Annotated in this window: 15 protein-coding genes, 1 pseudogene and 1 riboswitch; of the genes and pseudogenes, 7 read left to right on the top strand and 9 right to left on the bottom strand. The window is 49.5% G+C overall.

The window, feature by feature from the left end; genetic code table 11:
• Positions 1–4 precede the first annotated feature (4 nt).
• The gene (locus NGM66_RS03545) at positions 5–2,110 is read right to left on the bottom strand and encodes a beta-galactosidase (RefSeq protein ID WP_208907467.1); all 2,106 of its coding nucleotides are present in this window, start codon (positions 2,108–2,110) and stop codon (positions 5–7) included.
• 304 nt (positions 2,111–2,414) lie between these two features.
• Between NGM66_RS03545 and NGM66_RS03540 the strand changes: the two genes are divergently transcribed.
• Together NGM66_RS03540 and NGM66_RS03535 are read left to right on the top strand one after the other, a co-directional pair.
• Positions 2,415–3,473 carry an AraC family transcriptional regulator gene (locus tag NGM66_RS03540; protein ID WP_258115392.1) on the top strand — a complete coding sequence of 353 codons (1,059 nt, stop codon included), beginning with the start codon at positions 2,415–2,417 and terminating at the stop codon, positions 3,471–3,473.
• Between the two features lie 60 nt (positions 3,474–3,533).
• Positions 3,534–4,100 carry a sugar O-acetyltransferase gene (locus NGM66_RS03535; protein WP_208907470.1) on the top strand — a complete coding sequence of 189 codons (567 nt, stop codon included), beginning with the start codon at positions 3,534–3,536 and terminating at the stop codon, positions 4,098–4,100.
• Between the two features lie 58 nt (positions 4,101–4,158).
• Here NGM66_RS03535 and NGM66_RS03530 read toward each other — a convergent pair whose 3' ends face one another.
• Genes NGM66_RS03530 through NGM66_RS03520 form a run of 3 tightly spaced genes read right to left on the bottom strand, consistent with a single transcriptional unit; the run spans position 4,159 to position 6,649 of the window.
• Positions 4,159–4,893, bottom strand: a complete 735-nt coding sequence (locus NGM66_RS03530) for an ABC transporter ATP-binding protein (protein ID WP_208907471.1) — start codon at positions 4,891–4,893, stop codon at positions 4,159–4,161.
• A 2-nt stretch (positions 4,894–4,895) separates the two neighbouring features.
• Entirely contained in the window at positions 4,896–5,900 is a 1,005-nt protein-coding gene (locus NGM66_RS03525; protein ID WP_208907472.1) for an ABC transporter substrate-binding protein, read from the bottom strand.
• Positions 5,897–6,649, bottom strand: coding sequence for an ABC transporter permease (locus tag NGM66_RS03520; protein ID WP_208907473.1), 753 nt, complete (start codon positions 6,647–6,649; stop codon positions 5,897–5,899). The genes NGM66_RS03525 and NGM66_RS03520 overlap by 4 nt, the downstream gene beginning before the upstream one ends.
• A gap of 57 nt (positions 6,650–6,706) precedes the next feature.
• A riboswitch (TPP riboswitch) is annotated at positions 6,707–6,812 on the bottom strand.
• 792 nt (positions 6,813–7,604) lie between these two features.
• Here NGM66_RS03520 and NGM66_RS03515 point away from each other — a divergent pair.
• A complete protein-coding gene (locus NGM66_RS03515; protein ID WP_208907474.1) occupies positions 7,605–8,252 on the top strand; it encodes a FusB/FusC family EF-G-binding protein in 648 nt (215 codons plus the stop codon).
• A gap of 214 nt (positions 8,253–8,466) precedes the next feature.
• Complete coding sequence (locus NGM66_RS03510; protein WP_208907475.1) at positions 8,467–9,402, top strand: DMT family transporter; 936 nt, start codon at positions 8,467–8,469, stop codon at positions 9,400–9,402.
• Positions 9,403–9,908: 506 nt separating this feature from the next.
• Here NGM66_RS03510 and NGM66_RS03505 read toward each other — a convergent pair.
• The 4 genes and pseudogenes from NGM66_RS03505 to NGM66_RS03490 all read right to left on the bottom strand — a co-directional run.
• Positions 9,909–11,930 carry a heavy metal translocating P-type ATPase gene (locus NGM66_RS03505; protein ID WP_373418460.1) on the bottom strand — a complete coding sequence of 674 codons (2,022 nt, stop codon included), beginning with the start codon at positions 11,928–11,930 and terminating at the stop codon, positions 9,909–9,911.
• Between the two features lie 107 nt (positions 11,931–12,037).
• Entirely contained in the window at positions 12,038–12,481 is a 444-nt protein-coding gene (locus NGM66_RS03500; protein WP_208907476.1) for a CopY/TcrY family copper transport repressor, read from the bottom strand.
• A gap of 221 nt (positions 12,482–12,702) precedes the next feature.
• Positions 12,703–12,969 (bottom strand): helix-turn-helix domain-containing protein, encoded by a 267-nt coding sequence (locus NGM66_RS03495; RefSeq protein WP_208907477.1) that lies wholly within the window; start codon positions 12,967–12,969, stop codon positions 12,703–12,705.
• A gap of 1 nt (position 12,970) precedes the next feature.
• Positions 12,971–13,174, bottom strand: a pseudogene (locus NGM66_RS03490) (type II toxin-antitoxin system RelE/ParE family toxin); the annotation flags it as partial.
• A gap of 113 nt (positions 13,175–13,287) precedes the next feature.
• Between NGM66_RS03490 and NGM66_RS03485 the strand changes: the two are divergent.
• The 3 genes from NGM66_RS03485 (at position 13,288) to NGM66_RS03475 (ending at position 16,936) form a co-directional block, all read left to right on the top strand.
• Complete coding sequence (locus NGM66_RS03485) at positions 13,288–14,478, top strand: oxidoreductase (protein WP_208907478.1); 1,191 nt, start codon at positions 13,288–13,290, stop codon at positions 14,476–14,478.
• A gap of 117 nt (positions 14,479–14,595) precedes the next feature.
• Positions 14,596–15,510, top strand: coding sequence for a LysR family transcriptional regulator (locus NGM66_RS03480; protein ID WP_208907479.1), 915 nt, complete (start codon positions 14,596–14,598; stop codon positions 15,508–15,510).
• A 115-nt stretch (positions 15,511–15,625) separates the two neighbouring features.
• Positions 15,626–16,936, top strand: coding sequence for a D-alanyl-D-alanine carboxypeptidase family protein (locus tag NGM66_RS03475; RefSeq protein WP_258115391.1), 1,311 nt, complete (start codon positions 15,626–15,628; stop codon positions 16,934–16,936).
• Positions 16,937–17,580: 644 nt separating this feature from the next.
• On the opposite strand, the gene NGM66_RS03470 is transcribed toward NGM66_RS03475, so the two are convergent.
• The gene (locus NGM66_RS03470) at positions 17,581–20,154 is read right to left on the bottom strand and encodes an ABC transporter permease (protein WP_258115390.1); all 2,574 of its coding nucleotides are present in this window, start codon (positions 20,152–20,154) and stop codon (positions 17,581–17,583) included.

Below are 20,154 nucleotides of genomic sequence, written 5' to 3'. Positions count from 1 at the left end.
GAGTCTATTTGTCCTCTTTTAAAACGACAACATCCCAGGCACCTAAGTCGACCTTATTGACTGACTTGGTTGTATTTAAGAGTGTGCAGGCTACTGGCAAGTCAACACTGACTGGTTGCCAGTTCCAGTTAAAGAGAAAGTGAAGTCGTTCACCTGCGCCGTTAACGGCTGAGGAATGTGTCACAGTTTCGTGATTAGTGACCCATTTTTCTTCTGGCAGTAAGTAGTCATAGATTGAGGCGGCTAATTCTTTATTTGGTACGGTTCCAACAATAGTGACTTGGCCTTTGCCAGATTGGTTGTTGGTGATTAACGGGAATTGTTTGAAGTGCGGATCATCACTGGTAGCTAGGGTTTGTGCACCTTGTTTTTCAAGACAGTCAATCCATTCTGTAGCAGCTGATCCTTGACGAACGGGCATTTCCTTAGTCCCAACGACTGGAACAGTATTTTGCAAATTTGAGAATTCTTGATAGGATGCGCCTGCTTCATCAACTAATTTGGATGGTTTAGTTTCCATGCGAGCCCGAGCAAAACTATCAGCATAGGTAGAGCGAGGTCCAAGAATCAAGTGTCCACCAGCAGCGACGTACTGATGTAACCAATCCAATAAGCCATCAGAACTGATGTAAACACCAGCAGCTAATAAAATAGGATTCTTTGTTGCGAATTTCGCTGGGTCTTGAAGTTGTGTGCCATCTTCCAAGTTGACTAGCTGTGAGTCGTGAACTAAATTGACTTGGCGACCTGAAACGAATGCGCCATCATAGAAGGCTGAGAGCATGTGGTCAAATGCTTCTGGGTTCCGAGTCTTATGTGGATCGGAAGTTGCGTTTTCAGAAGTGTAAGGTTCAAATGACAGTCCCCAACGAGACTCAACAGAATAAAGAATAGCGATATCTGAGTCTGGTTTTAAGTCAGTAACAGTTGATCCGGCACTTTCAAGTTCCGCACCAAGGTCGGCTAATTCGTGATAGACACGTCCTGGCTTACGGTCATGTGGAATGACACTACCCCAGTAAGTTTCGGTTCCAAAGTGAAGTTGCTGCCATTGCCAGTATTCAATCATTTCGGCCCCACGGGAGATAAACTGCCAAGCGGATTGCCTCCATTGCCCATGGAAGCCAGGGTAATTATCACCAGCACCACCAATAGGACCACCATCAGTTTCAGCAACGTAATATGGTTGTTGCTTCACGGCATAAGAACGGTCAGCCTGGAGAGCCAATTGGCTAGGGCCAGTAGTAAACCAAGAATTTCCGGGAACTTCAGGATTAGGTAAACGCATACCGTTTTGCATGTGGAAGTATAAATCGGTTGAAGCGACATCCAATTGTTTTCCAGAAAGCTCTTCGTTTAAGGCATCGCGTCCCAAAGCCAGATTTACCGTAATAAATTGATTACTTGGGGCAATTGACTTAATGAGTTGTCTCTGCCAGTGTAATAAATTATCGGTTAAGGATGCTTGGTAACGACGCCAATCAATGTCATATTGAGGTTGAGCATTGCCTTCAGGTTTCCATAGGTCATCCCAAGTAGACAATTCATGAGACCAGTAAACTAATCCCCACTCTTTATTAAGCTTTTCAACGGTTTGATACTTATGCCGAAGATAGTCTTTAAAGCCTTCAAAGGCATCGTGAGAGTAATTAATGAACAATCCAGGTTCGTTATGTAATTGCCAACCGATAACTGCTGGATGATTTGCATAGCGTTCAACAATCTTTTTGATGATGCGACGCGCATAGAATTGAAAGACGGGATGGCTAAGGCTATGTTCTTCACGTGATCCAAAGTTATGTGCGTTGCCGTCTTGGTCATGCAAAGCTACTTCAGGATACTTACGTACTAGCCATTGAGGAATAGAGAAGGTTGGCATCCCAATGATAACGTCAATACCGTTATCTTGGGCTTTATCAAGGACTGGTTGTAACCAATCAAGTTTGAATTCACCATCTTCAGGTTCCCAATGTGACCAGCTACCTTCACCGACTCGAATAACATTCATGTGGGCTTCACGGAGCATCTTGAAATCTTCATCTAACCGGGGTGTTGGTTGATACTCATTATAGTAGGCGGCACCAAATAAGATATGTTTTTGTTTAGACATAATGGTCCTTCTTTCTTAAAATTGGTAAAAATATGCTAGAATTAAGTAGGCCCTACAAGTAAAATTGAAAAATTGCTAACGAATACGTTAATGTAAGCGCTTTAGTCGACGAATAAAGGATACCATGCTTGTTTTTGTGAAAACATATGAGAACCCTGCACTTATTTATCTGAAAACGATATTTATATCATAATTTGATTTTTAATTATCATTAGAAGCTTTTTTTCAAAAAAAGATGGATGAAAGTTCAGACTTTTTTTAAAGTAGATTCATCGTTACTGTTTTTCGAAGGGATGTTTTACAGATGGCAAAACTTTTGGGACGCGCACGTAGATTACCAATTATTAATTGGAACTACACCTTTTTTGGTGCTCATTTACAGAATGTCGGGTCTAATTGGGATTATCCGCAGGAAAGACACGCGGCTTTTGAAATGATTTATGTTGTCAATGGAACGGAAGGCATTGATTGTGGTCCATATACTTATTCATTGGAAAAGGGAGACTTTGCAATTATTTCGCCAGGGACGCTACATCATGTCTGGGCGATAAATAACTTAACATATTTTTGCTTTCATTTTGATTTGGATGAGCCAACGTTTGAAGAACATTTGATTGCCAATTCTAAAATCGTTTATCATAGAGGAGAAACAATCACTAAAAATGTGACTGACGATATGGATCGTATGATTGGTCTGTTACCAGCAAGGCTGGCAGAAGATTCAGCAAATTCACAAATACCTGAATTGTCTGAAGGATGGCCACTGGAGGCCACCGCAGATGAACACTATAACTTTACAGATAAGATGGAGTTACAATTATTGTTATCGCATATCATCCTAGATTTATATAAAGGCGTGAAGCGAACTTCACATATTAAGAATCTTTCAACAATGCAGTATGCCAAGATGATTCGTGTGTATATTAAACAAACTATGCAACGACAGGTTGATCAAGCCATTAGCAGTCCTGATAATATTACAGGTTTAGAGAGTGGAAACGTGATTGCTGATATCTGTAGTCAATTAAATCTAAGTATTGGGTATGCTTCTCGCTTGTTTAAGACGTACTATGGTTCATCTCCCAAATCCTATCTCTCGGACATCAAACAAGAAATTGCCCAACAATTATTACTGAAACCGCAGTTTAACATTAATCAAATTGGTACGATTCTTGGATACAAGAATCCAGCTAATTTTAGTCGTCAGTTCAAGGTTTGGACAGGATTGTCACCCAAACAGTTTAGGATGCGCAAAGTTAGTCATTTTGTTGATCAGCGGCTATTTAGCGAGAACTTTAACACCTTTCCCAAAGAAAATATCAATGATGAAGAATTTAAAAAGAACTTTTGGAAATCGATTTAATATTCGACTCTTGACTTAAACCAACGTCGAAGTGCTAGGCTTAATGATGAGGTGAAGACGATGACCAAGACAAACTTACAAAAATTAGATGCTGGGGAACCGTATTATTTCCTGGATGATGAAGTAGCGGCGCGAAAGGCGCGAGCAGCTAAACTATGCCAAGAGTTTAATGCGATTCCCGCCACGGATCCGGCGGCTCAGACCGCTAAGATCAAAGAAATCTTAGGCAGTCACGGCGACCGGGTTTCCGTGCAAGCTACGTTTAATTGCGATAACGGGCGAAATATTCATGTGGGCGAAGATTTCTTAAGCAATTACAATTTGACGATTTTAGACATTGCGCCCGTGACCATCGGCAGCCACGTGATGATTGGCCCCAACGTGGACATTTACACGGTTAATCATCCCCTGACGCCCACGGGTCGGCGTGGCTATTTGGCCCAGGCGTCTCCCGTGACGATTGGCAACGACGTCTGGATTGGCGGGAAGGTTGCCATTATGCCAGGCGTTACGATTGGAGATAACGTGGTGATTGCGGCCGGCGCCGTGGTCACCAAGGATGTGCTGGCGAACACGTTAGTTGGTGGCGTGCCGGCCAAAGCGATTCGTTCGCTGAGTGATGAATAATATGTAGACACGAAGCACCCGGGAGTGGACAGCCCAGGTGCTTCGTTTGCTTAACGTTTTAAAGTTGTTCGTCGCCACGCAACAGGTCGTAAATCTCGGCCTTGAGTGGCGCTTGGGTCGCCAGCCATTGTCGGTCACGAGTGGTGGGGGTCAGCGCGATGTCGCGAATCAAGTGAGCCGGTCGTGCCGATAGAACTAAGATGCGGTCCGACAGGTAAATGGCCTCCTCAATATCGTGAGTGACCAGCAGGGTGGTCTTTTGAAGCGCCGCCGGCAGGCTCAATAGCCAGTCTTGCATCAAGCCCCGCGTCATGGCGTCCAGTGCGCCGAACGGCTCGTCTAACAAGCGGTAGTCCGCCGGGTTCAACATGGTCCGCAACAGGGCGACCCGTTGCCGCATGCCACCAGATAACTGATGGGGCAGAAAATGGCGGTAGTCCACCAGGCCAAACAGCGTCAACAGTTCCGTCACGCGGTCGTGGTCGATAGGGAGATGATTGATGCGCTGGTACAACGTGATATTTTGGTCCACGTCATACCAGGGCAACAACATGTCCGTTTGCGGCAGGTAACTGAACGTGGTGTTCAACCCAGTAATGGGCTGGTTTGCCACGGTTAGCGTTCCCGCGGTCGGCGTCAATAAGCCCGTCAATAATTTCAAGAGGGTCGACTTGCCGGCGCCGCTGGGTGCAATCAGCGAAACGAAGCTGTTGTCCGCAATCGTGGCGGTCACGTCGCGTAAGATCTCTAAGTCGTCTAGCGTAAGGGCAACGTGTTCAAGCGTGATGGTCATGGCTAGTCACCGACGTATTGGTTGGTGTAGAGCGTCTTGGCGGGGATGGCCTTCTTGATCAGGCCATATTCTTTCATGAAGCCCGTGTAGTTGTCCCAAACTTTGGCATCCATTTGGCCCCATTTCGTAGCGTTATCCGTGTAGTTGGCGGACAGGAAGGCTTGCGAGTCCTCTAAGAAACTGAGGTCACTGTCCTTGGCGTACTTGTGCAGGATTTGTGCGTCAGCCTTGGGATGAGCGATGGCATCTTGGTAGCCCTTCTTCGTGGCCGCCATAAAGGCTTTGACGATCTTGTCATTCTTTTGTAGCTGGGTGTTGTTCGTGATGATGACCGGTGTGTAGTAGTCTAGCCGCTTGTCCAACTTGCGTAGTGGCATGTAATTGACCTTGATACCGTCATTTTTGGCGCGAATCACGTCCCAGCCTTGGAACCACCACTGAATGTCGTTTTTCTTTCCCAGACTCTTGGGACCGTCGCCAGTCGCGCCCACAATCTTCAGGGATTTCGGATTAACGCCAGCGTTACGCATGACGGCTTTCAGTACGGCCTCTTCACTCGGTGTTTGCCAGCCGGCGTAGGTCTTGTTCGCGAAGTCCTTGGGTGAGGTGATGCCACTGTTGGCCTTGGAGACGAAGCCGGACGTGTTGTGCTTTAAAATCGTCCCAATCGCCTTGACTGGAATATTCTTACCGTCGGCGTGGGCGTAAGTCACATCTTCTTGGTAGCTCACGCCAAATTGGGCCTTGTTGGCGCCGACCATTCCAATGCTAGTCGCGTTGTCACCGGGCTCGATGATTTTCACGTTCAGACCGGCATCCTTGAAATAGCCCTTGTCCTTGGCCACGTACAGACCGGTGTGGTTGGTATTGGGGACGTAATCTAACACGATGGAAATGTTGGTCAATTTCTTAGCTGATTTGGAATTAGCGGCCTTGTCTTGGCTGTTGCCACAGGCCGTAAGCGATAGCAGTACAGGAACGAGAAGCCAGAGCTTGGATAATTTCATGATTTTCTCCCTTGGATTAATAGGCGATAGTAGCCTTTTTGTAGGACTTGCGTGACCCCATTGAGGGCCAGGCTTAATATGATGACGCAGAAAATGGCGGCGAAGACCTTGTCGATTTGGTAGCCGTTCTTCACCCGAATCATGTAGTAGCCCAGGCCGGCTTCGGCACTGAGCCATTCTCCGATGATGGCGCCGCTGACGCAATATGTGGCGGCAATGCGTAGGCCAGCGAAGAAGCCTTGCATGCCTTGGGGAATCTTGAGAATGCGATAGACCTGCCAGCTCTTGGCGCCCATGGTCTGCAAGAAGCGAATCTGTTCGGTTGAGACCTTCCCCAGCGCCTCCGAAAATGCCACGATAATGGGAAAATAGCTCATCAAGATGACTAGAATGATCTTGGGCGTGATGCCAAAGCCAAACCACAGGCTCAGTAGCGGGCCCAGAACCATCACGGGGAGCGTCTGTGAGATGACCAGCAGTGGGTAAAATGATTGGTGGACTAGTTGCCAGCGATCCATGACCAGCGCCGTCACGAAGGCCAGGGCGCAGGCAATCCCCAGGCCAATCAGTGATTCGTAAAGCGTGACCCAGGAGTTGGCTAGTAATCCGCCAGCATCAACTTGAAGCGCCTGCATGACGGCAACGGGACTGGGCAAAATGAACGCTGGCGCTTGAAAGAGCGTCACGGCGAGTTGCCAAGTCACGAGGAGAATCACGAGACTGCCTAAGGGATAGAGTTTACGTGCCATAACAGCCTCCTTTCTTGAACAAAAAAGCTTCATCTGGGGAGTCGTTGCCGCCAGATGAAGCATCCGTGCGTTCCTCCCTACGCCAGTATTAGCTGACAGGTTCAATGGGTCAAAGTTCACAACTTACTCTCGTGCCGTTTAACGGTATCCCCAGAAACTTTTTAAGTTGGATTTAGTATAGCATGGCGAAAAGCGGGGTACAACTTAATTTTCTAAAATTGTACGGGATTCTTCGAAATATGACTGGTAGTGCTGGATTTACAGGGATTCTCGCAGTTGGTGCACACAAATTTTCTTTTTATAATGATATTTATAAACGTCGATATATCAATAATTTTATAAAAATAACACCTATGAATAAATATCAATACTATGTGCAATTTATTTAAGGCTGTCGGCAAACGATTGAAGGATAAATCGATTATTATTGGCAAGCACACCAGTAGCCGAGAGTCCGCCCACCGCGCTCCGACCCATATTTGGCGGACGGTAGGTGGCCAGTCCCCGCTATGAGCCGCACCGCCACCAGACAATTCACACCAACACAGGTCGCACCTCTTAATTTACTCGCTAAGCTAACTGGGGCCTCAAGCACAGAAGTTGTCAGGAGTTATCGTAAAATAGACCCAAAGTCACGGGGCATAACGTGGCTTGGGAAATCTCAGCTTTGAGAGAAAATTAACGGACCATGTCAGACGACTACCATCAAATCGAGATGACAGGAGGTTCGAAAGCTGAGAGTAGGGGCTTCGTGTACGCGAGGCCTCTTTTTCTTGCGCAAGACCGTGTGATTGCGGTATACTACTAACACTTCAGCTAAAATGGCTGAATGCAAGGAGATGATCGACGATGATGGCATCGTTATTTGTACGGAAAAGTGCTGCTAGTTAGGGACACTTTTCTGCAAGACCTTTCAGAGAAGTGTCAGGTTTGAATCTGAAAGGAAAAAATAAACATGAAACCGACAATCACCGCCTACGAATATAGTTATATCAGACAACAGATCGACGCCTTAGTGAGCGCCTATCTTTCGGTAAATGACAAGCACATGCGCCGCGTCGTTCGGGATACGACACTGGAGCGCATCAAGCCCTTAGTGCCGCTGGCCGAACCAGCCGTGCAAGAATTCTTGACGCGCCTGCAGCCGGATCGGTTGACCCGTAAGGCCGCAGCTGAGATTGTGCCGTTGCTAGAACCCCTAGTGGTACCATTTCCGGAATTGTCGACCAAGCAGTTAAGCAAGCTATTTCGTAAGGTGAAGAAGCTCAAACAGCCGGAATGGGCGACTTTGAACTTACACCAGCTCACGTATCTGGGTTGGAACGACGGCGGTAACCAGAAGAAATACCTGGTGGCGCCGTATCAGGATCGGCTGATCGGCATTCAAGGCGACCTCGCCCCACAAGTGGTCAAGGGCGTCTGCAGCATTTGCCACACGATTGGCAACGTGTCGCTATTCGTCTCGACGACCAAGCGCTCGGGACTGGGAAGCTACACGCGTAACGGCAATTACATTTGCCGCGACAGTGCGCAATGCAACCGCCAGTTGACTGATCCCCAAGGCCTTGCCGACTTCATTGCGGTCGTGCGGCCGAAAAAATAAAGAGTGAATCGGGCCTCCCAACGACAACTGTCGTGACGGGGGCCTTTTTGAGCGGCAATGAGAAAGCGCTTCACCCTAAGAACTTGGTGAAATTTCCCTGAGTCGGCCGGGATTGACGATTAGATTTGTTATAATGAATCTTGCTTTGTGAATTTAAGAGTGAGAGGGAAATGACTATGTTACAAGCATTTGCAGAAATCAAGGTGGCGCGGTCATGACGCCACAACATCATTTACGCGGGGTCTTACTCGCCAGCGTGGCCTGCATCTTGTGGGGGATCTCCGGGGTGGCCGCGAGCACGTTATTTGGGTTGAATCCCCATGTGACGGCCTTGTGGCTGACGCAGGTCCGGATGATCACGGCCGGTATTATTTTGCTGGTCTTGGGCCAAGTGATTGGGGTCAAGCCGTTTGAAATCTGGCGACAAAAGGCGACCGGTCTGCGGGTCATCAGCTACGGTTTGTTAGGGTTGGTGCCCGTTCAGCTCTGTTACTTCGAGGCCGTCAAGTTTGGTAACGCCCCGATTGCGACCATCATTCAGTTCTTGGGACCCTTCATCATTAGTATTTACTTCCTGTTATTTAAACACGTCACGCCGACGCGACCGGAAGCTGGCGGCATGTTGCTGGCCTTTGTGGGCACGCTATTGATCGTGACCCATGGCCATTTAAACAGCCTGGCTATTTCGCCGGTCGTTCTCTTCTGGGGTGGCCTGTCCGCCATCGGGGTGGCAACCAACACGCTGCTTCCGCGGCCGTTACTGCCAAAATTCGGTGCGGTATCCGTCACTGGTTGGGGGCTACTGGTGGCCGGTATCTGCTTAAATATCTTCGGACCAGTCTGGCAAGATCACATCACGCTGACCTGGGCGGGCTGGTCCATGATCGGCATCATCATTATTTTTGGAACGGTTATTCCGTTTCTGATGTTCGCTCACGCGCTGGCCTACATCTTACCGACCACGGCCAGTCTGCTAGACGCCTTCGAACCGCTATCGGCGACGGTCTTCTCCGTGATGTTTCTCAGCGTTCAGCTGACCAAGTACGACTTGATTGGCGGCACGCTGGTGATTCTGGCGGTCATGGCACTGTCACTAAATGGCCACCAGATGCTTCGCCTGATTCGCCGTTTCCGCACGAAAGTCGATTAGCGTTTAGTAGCTGAGGAGTGAAAGTAGCAACCGAAGACTGGTTATTTACAGCGACATAGGTTGAGCTGGCCGCCTACCGCCCGCCAAATATGAGCTGGAACGCGGTGGGCGACGGGACGAGCCGAAGGACGGTCTCGTCTCCTCAACTTTAAGCCGAAGACCGCGTCTCAAAGTTGCCAGTTCCCTAACCGGCATGAATCGCGCCGCTAAGGGAACTCCCACGGCTGAGCTCATATTTGGCAGACTCTCGGCTACGGAAGTGCTTAACCACCAATTGGTTTAATTCTTGGCAAAATGGCATTACGGTCAGATCTGGCCCAATTCAGTGTCACTGATAAGCGGCAATTCGCTGAAATAAGCCAGTAGTCAGTGGTACGTTATCCAGAAAAATTTAATAGTGTATGCATGCGTTTAACCTTCAAAACAACCGAAAGGCGTCGCCAACTAACCAGCTAAGTGGTTGATTGACGACGCCTTTTGCGTACAAATTTATTTGATGAGCGAAACTAGTCTGTTGCCACATCCTTGATCTTCAGAGTCATGGCGTTGATAGCCACGATGATGGTGCTCAGTGACATGACCACGGCACCTACCATTGGGTCCAGCATGAAGCCGATTGGTGCTAATACACCGGCGGCCAGTGGAATTGCAATCAGGTTATAACCGGCACCCCACCAGAGGTTTTCGGTCATCTTGCGTTGCGTGGCGCGGGCCAGGTCTAAGAACTGAATGACGTCAGCCGGGTCACTGGAGACCAGGATAATGTCGGCCGATTCAATGGCCACATCCGTCCCAGAGCCAATGGCCATGCCGATGTCGGCACGGGCCAGGCTAGGCGCATCGTTGACCCCGTCCCCAATGAAGAGGACCTTACCCTTTTGCTGGTATTCTTGAACCAAACGTTCCTTATCTTCTGGCAACAAGCGGGCCCGAACGTCCGTGATGCCGACACTAGCGGCGACCTTGTTGGCCGTTTCTTGGTTATCCCCAGTCAACATGACTGGCGTGATGCCTTGGCGTTTCAAGGAAGCAACCAGCGTTTTGGCGGCGGGCTTGATTTGGTCCCCCTGGGCGACGAGTCCCAAGACCTGATTATCGGCGACCAGATAGCTGATGGAATTGCCTTCAGCGGCTAAGGTCGTGAATTGGTCGTGGTCATAATCCAAGTGCTTTTGCACTAAATAGTTCACGGAAACGACGCCGTACGTGGTATCCCCAATCGTACCGAATTGGCCCAAACCGGTTTCTTGATGCGTATCGGTGGCCGGCGTTACGGTGAGGTTGCGGGCCTTGGCAGCGGTCAAGATTCCCGTAGCCAAGGGGTGACTAGAGCCACTTTCCAAGGCGGCTAACCGTTGTAAGACGGCCGTTTCGTCCAAATCAGCGGTTAAACTGATCAGGTGGTTGACCTTGAATTCACCCATGGTTAGCGTCCCGGTTTTGTCCATCAAAGCAAACTTTAATTGGTTAACCTGTTCCATCGCATTACGGTTACGAATCAGCAGGCCGTTTTGTGCGGCAAGTGCGGTGCTCCGGGAAACGACCAGTGGCACCGCTAAGCCCAAAGCGTGGGGGCAGGCGATGACGAAGACGGCAACGGCGACGGGTAAAGCTACGGCCAAGTTGGCCACGGTCAGCCAAACGATGAAGGCTAAGATGCCGGCAAACAAAGCGGCGTAGAACAACCAGCCAGCAACTTTGTCGGCCAAATTTTCAGACTTGGATTTGGCGTGCTTGGCGTCGCTGATCAGCTTCATGACTTGGGCCAGGTAGCCGGAGTCCCCGGTTCCCGTGACGGTGGCGGTCAAAGTTCCGGTCCCGTTGACGGCACCCCCAATTAAGGTGTCGCCGCTGGCCTTCTTGATGGCCTTGGATTCCCCGGTAACCAGGGATTCATTGACGTCGGAGGTCCCGGTCACGATTTTAGCATCGGCGGGAATTTGTTCTCCGGCCCGAATAACCACCGTTTGGCCAACTTGTAAGTCACTTAACTTCACATCATGCGTGTTTCCTTGGTCATCGACGACGTGAGCTTCTTGTGGTAATAATTTGCCCAGCGCGTCGACCGCGGAACCCGCGTTCATGACCGTGTTCATTTCAATCCAGTGACCCAGTAACATGATGACGATCAGGGTCGATAGCTCCCAGAAGAAATTGTTGACGACGGGGGTGACGTGGAAAATGTCGTTGGCAATCACGGCGTAAATGCTGTAAACGTAGGCGACGCCGATCCCCATGGCAATCAAGGTCATCATGGCGGGACGCTTCATCTGTAGTTCGGCCTTGGCCCCACTGAAGAAGGGGGCGCCGCCGTAGAAGAAGAGAATCGAGCCGAGGACGGCGACAATCCAGTCGCTGCCGGGGAAAATCAGTTGAAAGGGCAAGGTCATGCCCATCATTGGTGACATTAGGATAACGGGAATCGTTAAGATCAGGGATACCCAGAACTTGCGTTTCAGATTACCCATGTGCATCATGTGGCCATCACCCATGTCCATATCCATGTGGGTCATGTCCATGTTACTCATGTCTTGGTGCTCGTCTGCGGGCTGGTCCATCGCCATTTTGGTGTGGTCCATGCCCTTCATATCGTGTTGCATATTCATGTGACTCATTCCTAAATGGCGTTCGTTTTTCATGATTCACAACTCCCTTCGCAACCGTCCGGCAGGCAGTCACAGTGGACTGCGTCGGGGGCGGTTGGCAATTTCTTGGCTAAAACGTCGATTAAATGTTGGACGTCGGCCTTGCTCATCTCGGTTTGTTCCAGGACGTGGGCAATCGACGTGCCGCGGTGCATCGCACACATCTGGTCGAGTTCGTTGATCAATGCCGTGTCCATTGCACTTTGTTCCGGAATCAGCGGGGTATAAATGAACTGGCGGCCCTGCTTGGTGGTGGCCAGTGCGCCCTTCTTGACCAGGCGGCCAATCAGCGTCTTGATCGTGGCCGGTTTCCAATCATGTTGTTGGGCGAGTAAGTCAATGATGGTGCGGCTATCAGTCTGCTTTAAGGTCCAGACGATTCGCATCACGCGCCATTCTGCGTCAGAAATGGTCACGGCTAATGCTGTTGCCATAGCGAACAACTCCTTTGATGAACAGTCTCTGTTCGATTGATTAGTTACAGTTTACATTTGTAATCGTTCGGTGTCAAGAGGAAGGTCTCGGTGGGAAAGGGTATTCTGCTAATTAGTGAAGAGCGCTAGCGACGTAGGCCTGAAGCGAATCGTAAATAAAAATCACTATCAGATTTAAAGGATGAAATCTGGTGGTGATTTTTCACTGGAAGATTAGAATTTCACGTAAACTTAATCTTAATGGTTTTGCCCATCGCATGAGCAATCTCAGCCAATTTGTCAAACGTCACATTATCGCCGTGCTCAATCCTAGCAATGGTTGATTGGGGGACGTTGGCGCGTTCGGCTAAATCAGCTTGAGTCAAACCAGCCTCTTCACGTGCATGATATAGCGCTAAGGCACTGGCTGATTTTTCCTTGTCAGCATGGTAAGCTTTAGCAAATTCTGGGTCCTTCAATTCCCGGTTTAAAATATCATTGATTTTCATGCTAGTTGTCCTCCCATTCTGTTCGTAACGCCAAAGCGTGTTTAATTTCAGCAGCTGGCGTTTTTTGTGTCTTTTTAGTAAATCCATGGGTAATTATATAACGTGAACCAGTAACGTGGAAATATAGTGCCCTTTGAATGTTACTGGAGGTTTTACTTCGCAATTCGTATAAAACTTTCTCTGACCATCTCAGGTACCGGTGAACTGTTGAAATCAGTTATCCATAAGCTGAAGTTATGCTAGTTTAATATCTACTTGTTATTAAATTCACAATTCGTGCGATATACTCAAGTCATCAAGCAATGGGAGGAATTACTTATGGCAAAACAACTAACAGATCAAGTAACGTTCCGTCACGGTGCAACGATTAACAGTCGGTTAGTGCAGTCACCGATGCTGTCGCGGAGTGGTAAGGATGATGGCTATGTGACGCAGGATACAATTGATTATTATGCTGCGCGGTCGCAATCAGCAGGCATGGTGATCGTGGAATACACATATGTTAGCCATTCAGGTGGTCCTGCACAGTCCTTTACCAGCAATCGACTTCAGTTGGGGTTATATAAAGATGATCAAAAACCAGGATTTGCTAAACTGGCACAGGTCCTAAAGAAAGATGGGAATAAGGCTATTTTGCAGTTAGCACATACCGGTCGTGAGGCTGTCTATCGGGCGATTCAGGGCGAAAAAGTCTATGCACCTTCAGCAATCAACTTTGATTTTCTTGACTATGACGTTACGGAGCTGACTGATGAGCAGATTCGCGAAATCATTCGTGATTTTGGCGCAGCAACGAAGCGTGCCATTGATTGTGGGTTTGATGGTATTGAAATTCACGGTGCCAATCATTACCTGTTACAGCAATTCTTCTCCACTGAATCTAATCAACGAACTGATGAATGGGGCGGTCAAAGTCTGGATACGCGGATGAATTTCCCAATGGCTGTTGCAGCTGAGGTCTTTCGCGTGGTAAACACCTACGCACCGAAGGACTTTATCGTGGGTTATCGGATTAGCCCAGAAGAGATCCATGGTGATCGGGTGGGGTACGATTATCGTGATGCCAATCAGTTGATCCACAAGCTGGCAACGACTTTTGACTTTGATTATATTCACCTGTCACTGCCTGCATACAACGCTAAGCCTGCTGGTGTCGACCAAACTTTCGCTGCACTCGCGCGGCCAGAATTACCAGCTGAAACCAAACTAATGATTGTGGGTAATGTGATGTCTGAAGCGGATGCGGAAGATGCCTTACAAGAGACAGACCTAGTTGCGCTTGGTCGAGCAACCTTGATTGACCCACAATTTGGTTTGAAGATCAGTGAGGGTCGTGGGGATGAGATTATTCGTGAGATTTCACCAGAACAGGTGAAAAAATCTAAGCTGACACCAGGATTACTCAACATCTTCTCTACGCCTAAAATGGAACCACACTTGCCAGGGCGTGAGTCAATCTATGCGTTGCATGAAACGGATGCTTCGGGCAAGTCTGCTTCTTGGAGTTAAATCGTACTGAAGAGGAATCGCAGAAAATAAATTAACCTAAATTAGGGCCGCTTACACAAATGAGTTAGCGGTCCTTTGCGGTATAATAAATTTAATTGGTGAAGGGATGGGCTGAATATGAATCTGGATCAAATGGCTTATTTGATAGCGCTAAAACAGGCGCCCACGTTGTCACAAGCCGCACGTAATCTCAATATCAGTCAGGCAGGATTAAGTCAATCCTTGGACAACTTGGAAAGTGAATTGGGGATTAAACTTTTTACGCGGACACGTAATGGTACACAACCGACCAAGGCAGGGGAAAAGATTATTGGCCACGCGCAAAAAATTGAAACACAATTGCGAATGATGCAAAAACTTGCGGACCAACAAAAGCAGGTTGCCGAGCCACCTTTGCGCATTGGTGTCACCAATGATGTGCCAAGCTCATTGTTCAATTGGTTGCTAGAGTTTCAAGATAGTGAACCGCAGTTTAAAGCGTATTTAAAAGAAGCGGACAGCACACAGATTATTGCTGGTGTTAAAAATAACGATTATGATGTTGGGATAGTAGCCATCAATACTGCGGAGCAACGCGTCTTGAAGTCTCTGGAATTTCGCGAGATTGGTCGTGGCGAATTTAAGTTGTATATGGCGACAAGTCACTATCTGGCTAACAGTCCTGACCCTATTCCGTTGGAACTGTTGAAGGAACAAGAATTTGCCTTATTTATTGATGATGATATTACGAAATTTGTGGATGCAGTAGCCATTGAGAATGGTCCGTTAAATATTACGGTTCAGTCATCATCTAGTCGTGTGATTCTAGAAGCTATGAGAAAGTTTCAAGCAGTCTCCGTGATTCGTGATGCGCAAATGCATAATTGCTTAAATGATTTCGAACAGCAAAGTTTGGTTGAGCATACCTTGGGAGAACTGGGAAGTGACCTGTCGCGAACTTTTAAGTATGGCATTATCCAGCTGCCTGGTAAGCATTTGACCCCTGTACAGGAAGCGTTTATCAGCGGGATTAAACCACTCGATGAACTGTAGTTGCCCCCTAATCATTGCGGTAGATTAAAATTTTTGTAATAATATGACAAATACATTTATAAGAAATTAAAATTTTAGCAAGTTTGGCTGACAAGTTCCTATTCCACTGTAGGTTTTGTATAATAGAAATCTATTTAACTCGAAAGGGGCGTTGACGCTCGTGGTTCTATTTAAACATTGGTTGTGGCGCGGGGTGCTGTTGGGGCTGGTCGCAGTCATTTTGGGTGGCGGTCCAGTGGCCCAGGCGGCTAGCAAGACGGTCACAAAGGTCCCTGCCCGGGCAGCCTACGTGATGGATGCCCAAAGTGGGCAGGTCTTGTATCAGCAAAATGCCGATAAGCGCTATCCCATCGCATCGCTGTCCAAGCTGCTGACCGTGTATTTGACGGTCAAGGCAATCGATGAAGGCAAAATTCATTGGGATGATCAGGTGACCATGAGTCGCGACCTCCTCAAGCTCAGTCACAGCTATGCGTACTCCTCATTGCGAATGAAGAAGGGGGAGACTTTTACCGTGAAGCAGTTGGTGGCGGCGGCTATGATTGCGTCGTCCAACAGTGCGGCCACGGCGCTCGGTGAATACGTGGCGGGGAATAATGCCAAATTCATTCAGCTCATGAATCAACAGAGTGAAGACTGGGGCATCGAAGCCCATTTCATCAGTTCATCGGGCCTGGACAACACTGACCTGAAGGACTACAACTTGGTGTTACCAGATACTGGCAAAAAAGAAGAAAATCTGGTCTCAGCCAAGGCCATTACCACGGTGGCCCAACATTTGATTCAAGCCGACCCAGACATCGTGCAGATTTCTGGTAAAAAAGAAGATAAAATCAACGGCACCCCAATTTACAACGAAAATATGGGCTTGAAGGGGCAGTCACACTACGACAAGGATACCAACATTGATGGCCTCAAGACCGGGTATACGGAAAATGCCAAGCTGTGCTTCACCGCGACGTATACGGTCGATGGTCAGCGAATGATTGCGACCATCTTGGGTGGCGACACCACGTTCTCGGCCATGAACAAGTTGATCAAACAACTGAAACGGCAATACCAACTCGCCACGACGCCGTTAAATGACCGCCGCATCACGCTGGCAAATGGCCTGGCCACGACCGTGACGGCAGAACCAACCAGCAGTCAGGCCGGCGTGTGGTATCAAGATCAAGCGGCCGGGTTGACGACCACGGTGGCGACCAAGCTATCGCCCGCACAAATGAGCTCGGGAACCGTTAATGCCGGCGAACCCGTGGCCCAGGCGACCGTCACCGATACCAAGACTGGTAAGCAACAAGCCATCACGTACCGGTCCCAACAATCCGTGACGTTGTTCGCAGACCGCGTCATCTTTAACGACAAGACGCAATCAGATCCATTACTGAAGAATTTGGTACAGCCGATGACGGCGGCGTTTCAATAAGTTAGTGTAATTTAAGACAGCAAACAGGCTTCAACTCGGATTATCCTGGGTTGAAGCCTGTTTTGTGTGCATGGACAAAGGAAAGTAGAATTAGTGAGCTAATTCCCGAAACGGCAGTGTTTTGTCCACTAAAGTTAGTGGAACCAGAAGCAGGTGTCAGCTAGGGAGTCGTCTGCTCTGGGGAAGATTGCAGCCAACACCGTCGACACAGTTGGGACCATCCTTGGCCGCCTCCGGCACGTTGGCGTCTATCAGTGATATTGTTGGCTAGATGCTAGTTGACAGGTTAACCTGCTGTCAGGGGTTCAGTCGATTGGTATTGGTAAGCACTCCTGTAGCCGAGAGTCCGCCAAATATGGGTTCAGCCGTGGGAGTTATCTGAGCGGCATGAATCATGCCACTCAGATAACTGGCGTCTTTGAGACGTGACTTTCGGCTCAAAGGCGAGGCGTCGAGACCGGTCTTTGGCTCGACCCGTCCGCCCACAGCGTTCCGACCCATATTTGGCGGACGGTAGGCGGCCAGTTTCGACTACGAAGCTGTGGACGCCTAATTTTAACGCCATGAATCGCATAGTGACAACGGTTCTAACCAGTTTTTGTCTGGTAATCTTTAGAACGAGACAGACAGGTAATCGACGGGACCTAGTCCACCGAAGACAACGCGTCCAACATGTTGATGCGCTTAAGCTTGCGGTGCATGATCCACATGACCAGCAAGCTAAATGCCAGCGTCAACAGCGCGGCGTACACGTAGCTGACCCAGTGGATGCCCGGCGAGAACATCAGGCTGTCGGTCTCGGCCGTATTGAGAATGTAGGCGTGGAGCCAATTGCCCAGGAAGCAGCCAAAGAAGATGCCCAGTCCCGTGAGAATCAGGTTTTCCCGGAAGATGTACATGGTGACCTCGCCGTCGTAAAAGCCCAGCACCTTGATGGTCGACAGCTCACGAATTCGTTCGGAGACATTGATGTTGGTGAGGTTGTAAAGGACGACCAACGCCAGTGCGCCGGCCGCGACCACGAAGATGATGACGACCAGATCCATGGTATCCAGCATCTGGAAGTTGTTTTTCTTTTCCGTACTCAGCAGCGTCACGTTTACCATGCCCGCAGTCTTCAAGAGGTCATTCGCAAACGCATTTTGCTGGCGCTGACCGTGCTTAGTGAACTGGACAAGGTTGCCGTTGTACACGGGTTTGGCGCCGAAGACCTGCTGGTAATAGCTCGGCGATAAGTAGATGAAATGGTTGACGTAATTTTCCGCGATGGCCGTTACCCGGACTTGGCGAGCGGTGCGGTTGCCAAGTTTGACGGGCAGTTGGTCACCGACCTTGACGTCATAGAGCTTGGCCAGCTTTTCGTCAATGATGGCGCCGCGATTACTGAGGTGATAGGCCGCGTGGCTTTGACGGTTGCGCAGGACCAAGAAGCGGTTGAGTTGCTGGGGATGTTGCGGCACACTCAACGTGACGGTTTGGTTGGCGACACCGGCCCGTTCGACCGTGGCCTGAGATTGTTTCACAACCAGGTCATCCTGATAAAGGGATTGTCGGCGCAGCGCCCGCTCTTGTTTAGCGGTCTGGTTGCCGTTACGGACCACGATGGCGTCGTAGTGCCAAAGCTGATTGAACTGTTTCACACTGATGTCGCCGATAGAATCTTTGAGGCCAAAGCCAGTGATCATCATGGCCATACAGCCGGCGATGCCCAGCACCGTCATCAACAGGCGCTGCTTGTACCGAAAGAGGTTGCGCAACGTGACCTTGTGATTGAAGTTCAGCCGGTGCCAGAACCAGTGCCAGTGTTCCAGCCACAGCGTTTTCCCGGCCTTGGGGGCCTTAGGCTGCATCAGAGTTGCTGGTAAACTATGAAGGTCCACCCGCGAAACGGCCACGGCACTGCCAATCGTGCAGGCCAGCGCAATCACTAAGGCGACCACGATGTCGAGCCAAATGTATTGCACGTTGATGGCGGGCAGATTGTACATGCTGCCGTACGCTTGGGCGATGAAGCGAGGGAAGAAGTTCACCCCGAAGCCCACGCCCAGCAGCGTTCCCAGGAGGCTGGCCAAGCCACCGTAGAGAATAAATTCACTACCGATGGCGGTATTGCTGTAACCTAGGGCCTTGAGCGTCCCCATTTGGACCCGTAGTTCCGCCACCATGCGGGTCATGGTGGTCAGGCAGATCAGTGCGGCAATCGCGATGAAGAAGAGCGGGAAGACCGTGGACAAGGCCACGACCCGTTGCGTGTTTTCGTGATATTCACTGTAGCCCGGATTGGCAGCGCGCCCACTGAATAGGTAGGTTGGCTGCTGAATGCCGGCGATTTGGGCTTGTGCGCGTTTTACTTTGGCTTGGGCCTTCACCAGCATGGGGGTGTTGGCGGGGACTTGTTGGGCAAGGGCTTGGACCTTTGTCACCGTTGGCGCGAGTTTGGCCCGCGCTTGGCGTTGTAATTGAGCTTGCCGTTGCTTGGCTTGTGGCTTGAGCCAAGACTTGAGACGCTTGGTATTGGCCCGGTTCAGCCGATTGTAGCGCGCCGTGTAGGGCGTGACGCCGCGCAGGTTTTTGAAGCCGATGTCCAGGCGACTGATGATGCTGGTCTTCAGCGTGCCGGGTTTGACCAAGGCAAAATAATCCAGCGTCCCCTTACCAACGGTCGTGACGCCCCGGGTCGTCTTTTCAATGTAGCGCGGCGAGTTAACGAAGCCCACGATTTTAAACGTTCGCCGATGGAACTGGCGATTCAGCTGGTGCGTCGTGGCGATGCGGTAGGTGGCGCCCAATTTTAGCTTGGGTTGCAGGGTGCGCGCTTGTTGGTCCAACACGATTTCATTGGCATGACGTGGTAAATGGCCACTGACCACGGTCAGCCGGTTGAGCGTGCCGTGTGGTAACTCAGCCACGCGAACGGTTTGGTTGTTATTCAACTGATTGACGTCTAAGTATTTTACGGCCTGATAGGTCACCTGACTGCGGTGACGGTGGAGCACGGCCAAGTCGTTTTTGGTCAGGCCCGCCGTGGACTGGACGCTATTAGTTGCCAAATTCTGGTCGGCATAGTAGTCCGTGGCAGCCTGCAACATGTCGGGGCCGGTTGCCCGGATTCCGGTATAGAAGGCCACGCCGAGAAAAATAATTAAAATGATGGAGATGAAGCGGGCTTTGGAGTGGCCAATTTCTCGCCAGAGCATTTTCCAAAAGGATTTTGTCAT

This window comes from Levilactobacillus yiduensis (genome assembly GCF_024718525.1).
Lineage (GTDB): Bacteria > Bacillota > Bacilli > Lactobacillales > Lactobacillaceae > Levilactobacillus > Levilactobacillus yiduensis.
The sequence above is the reverse complement of the archived record's forward strand: the minus strand, read 5'-3'. Positions and strand labels throughout refer to the sequence as shown.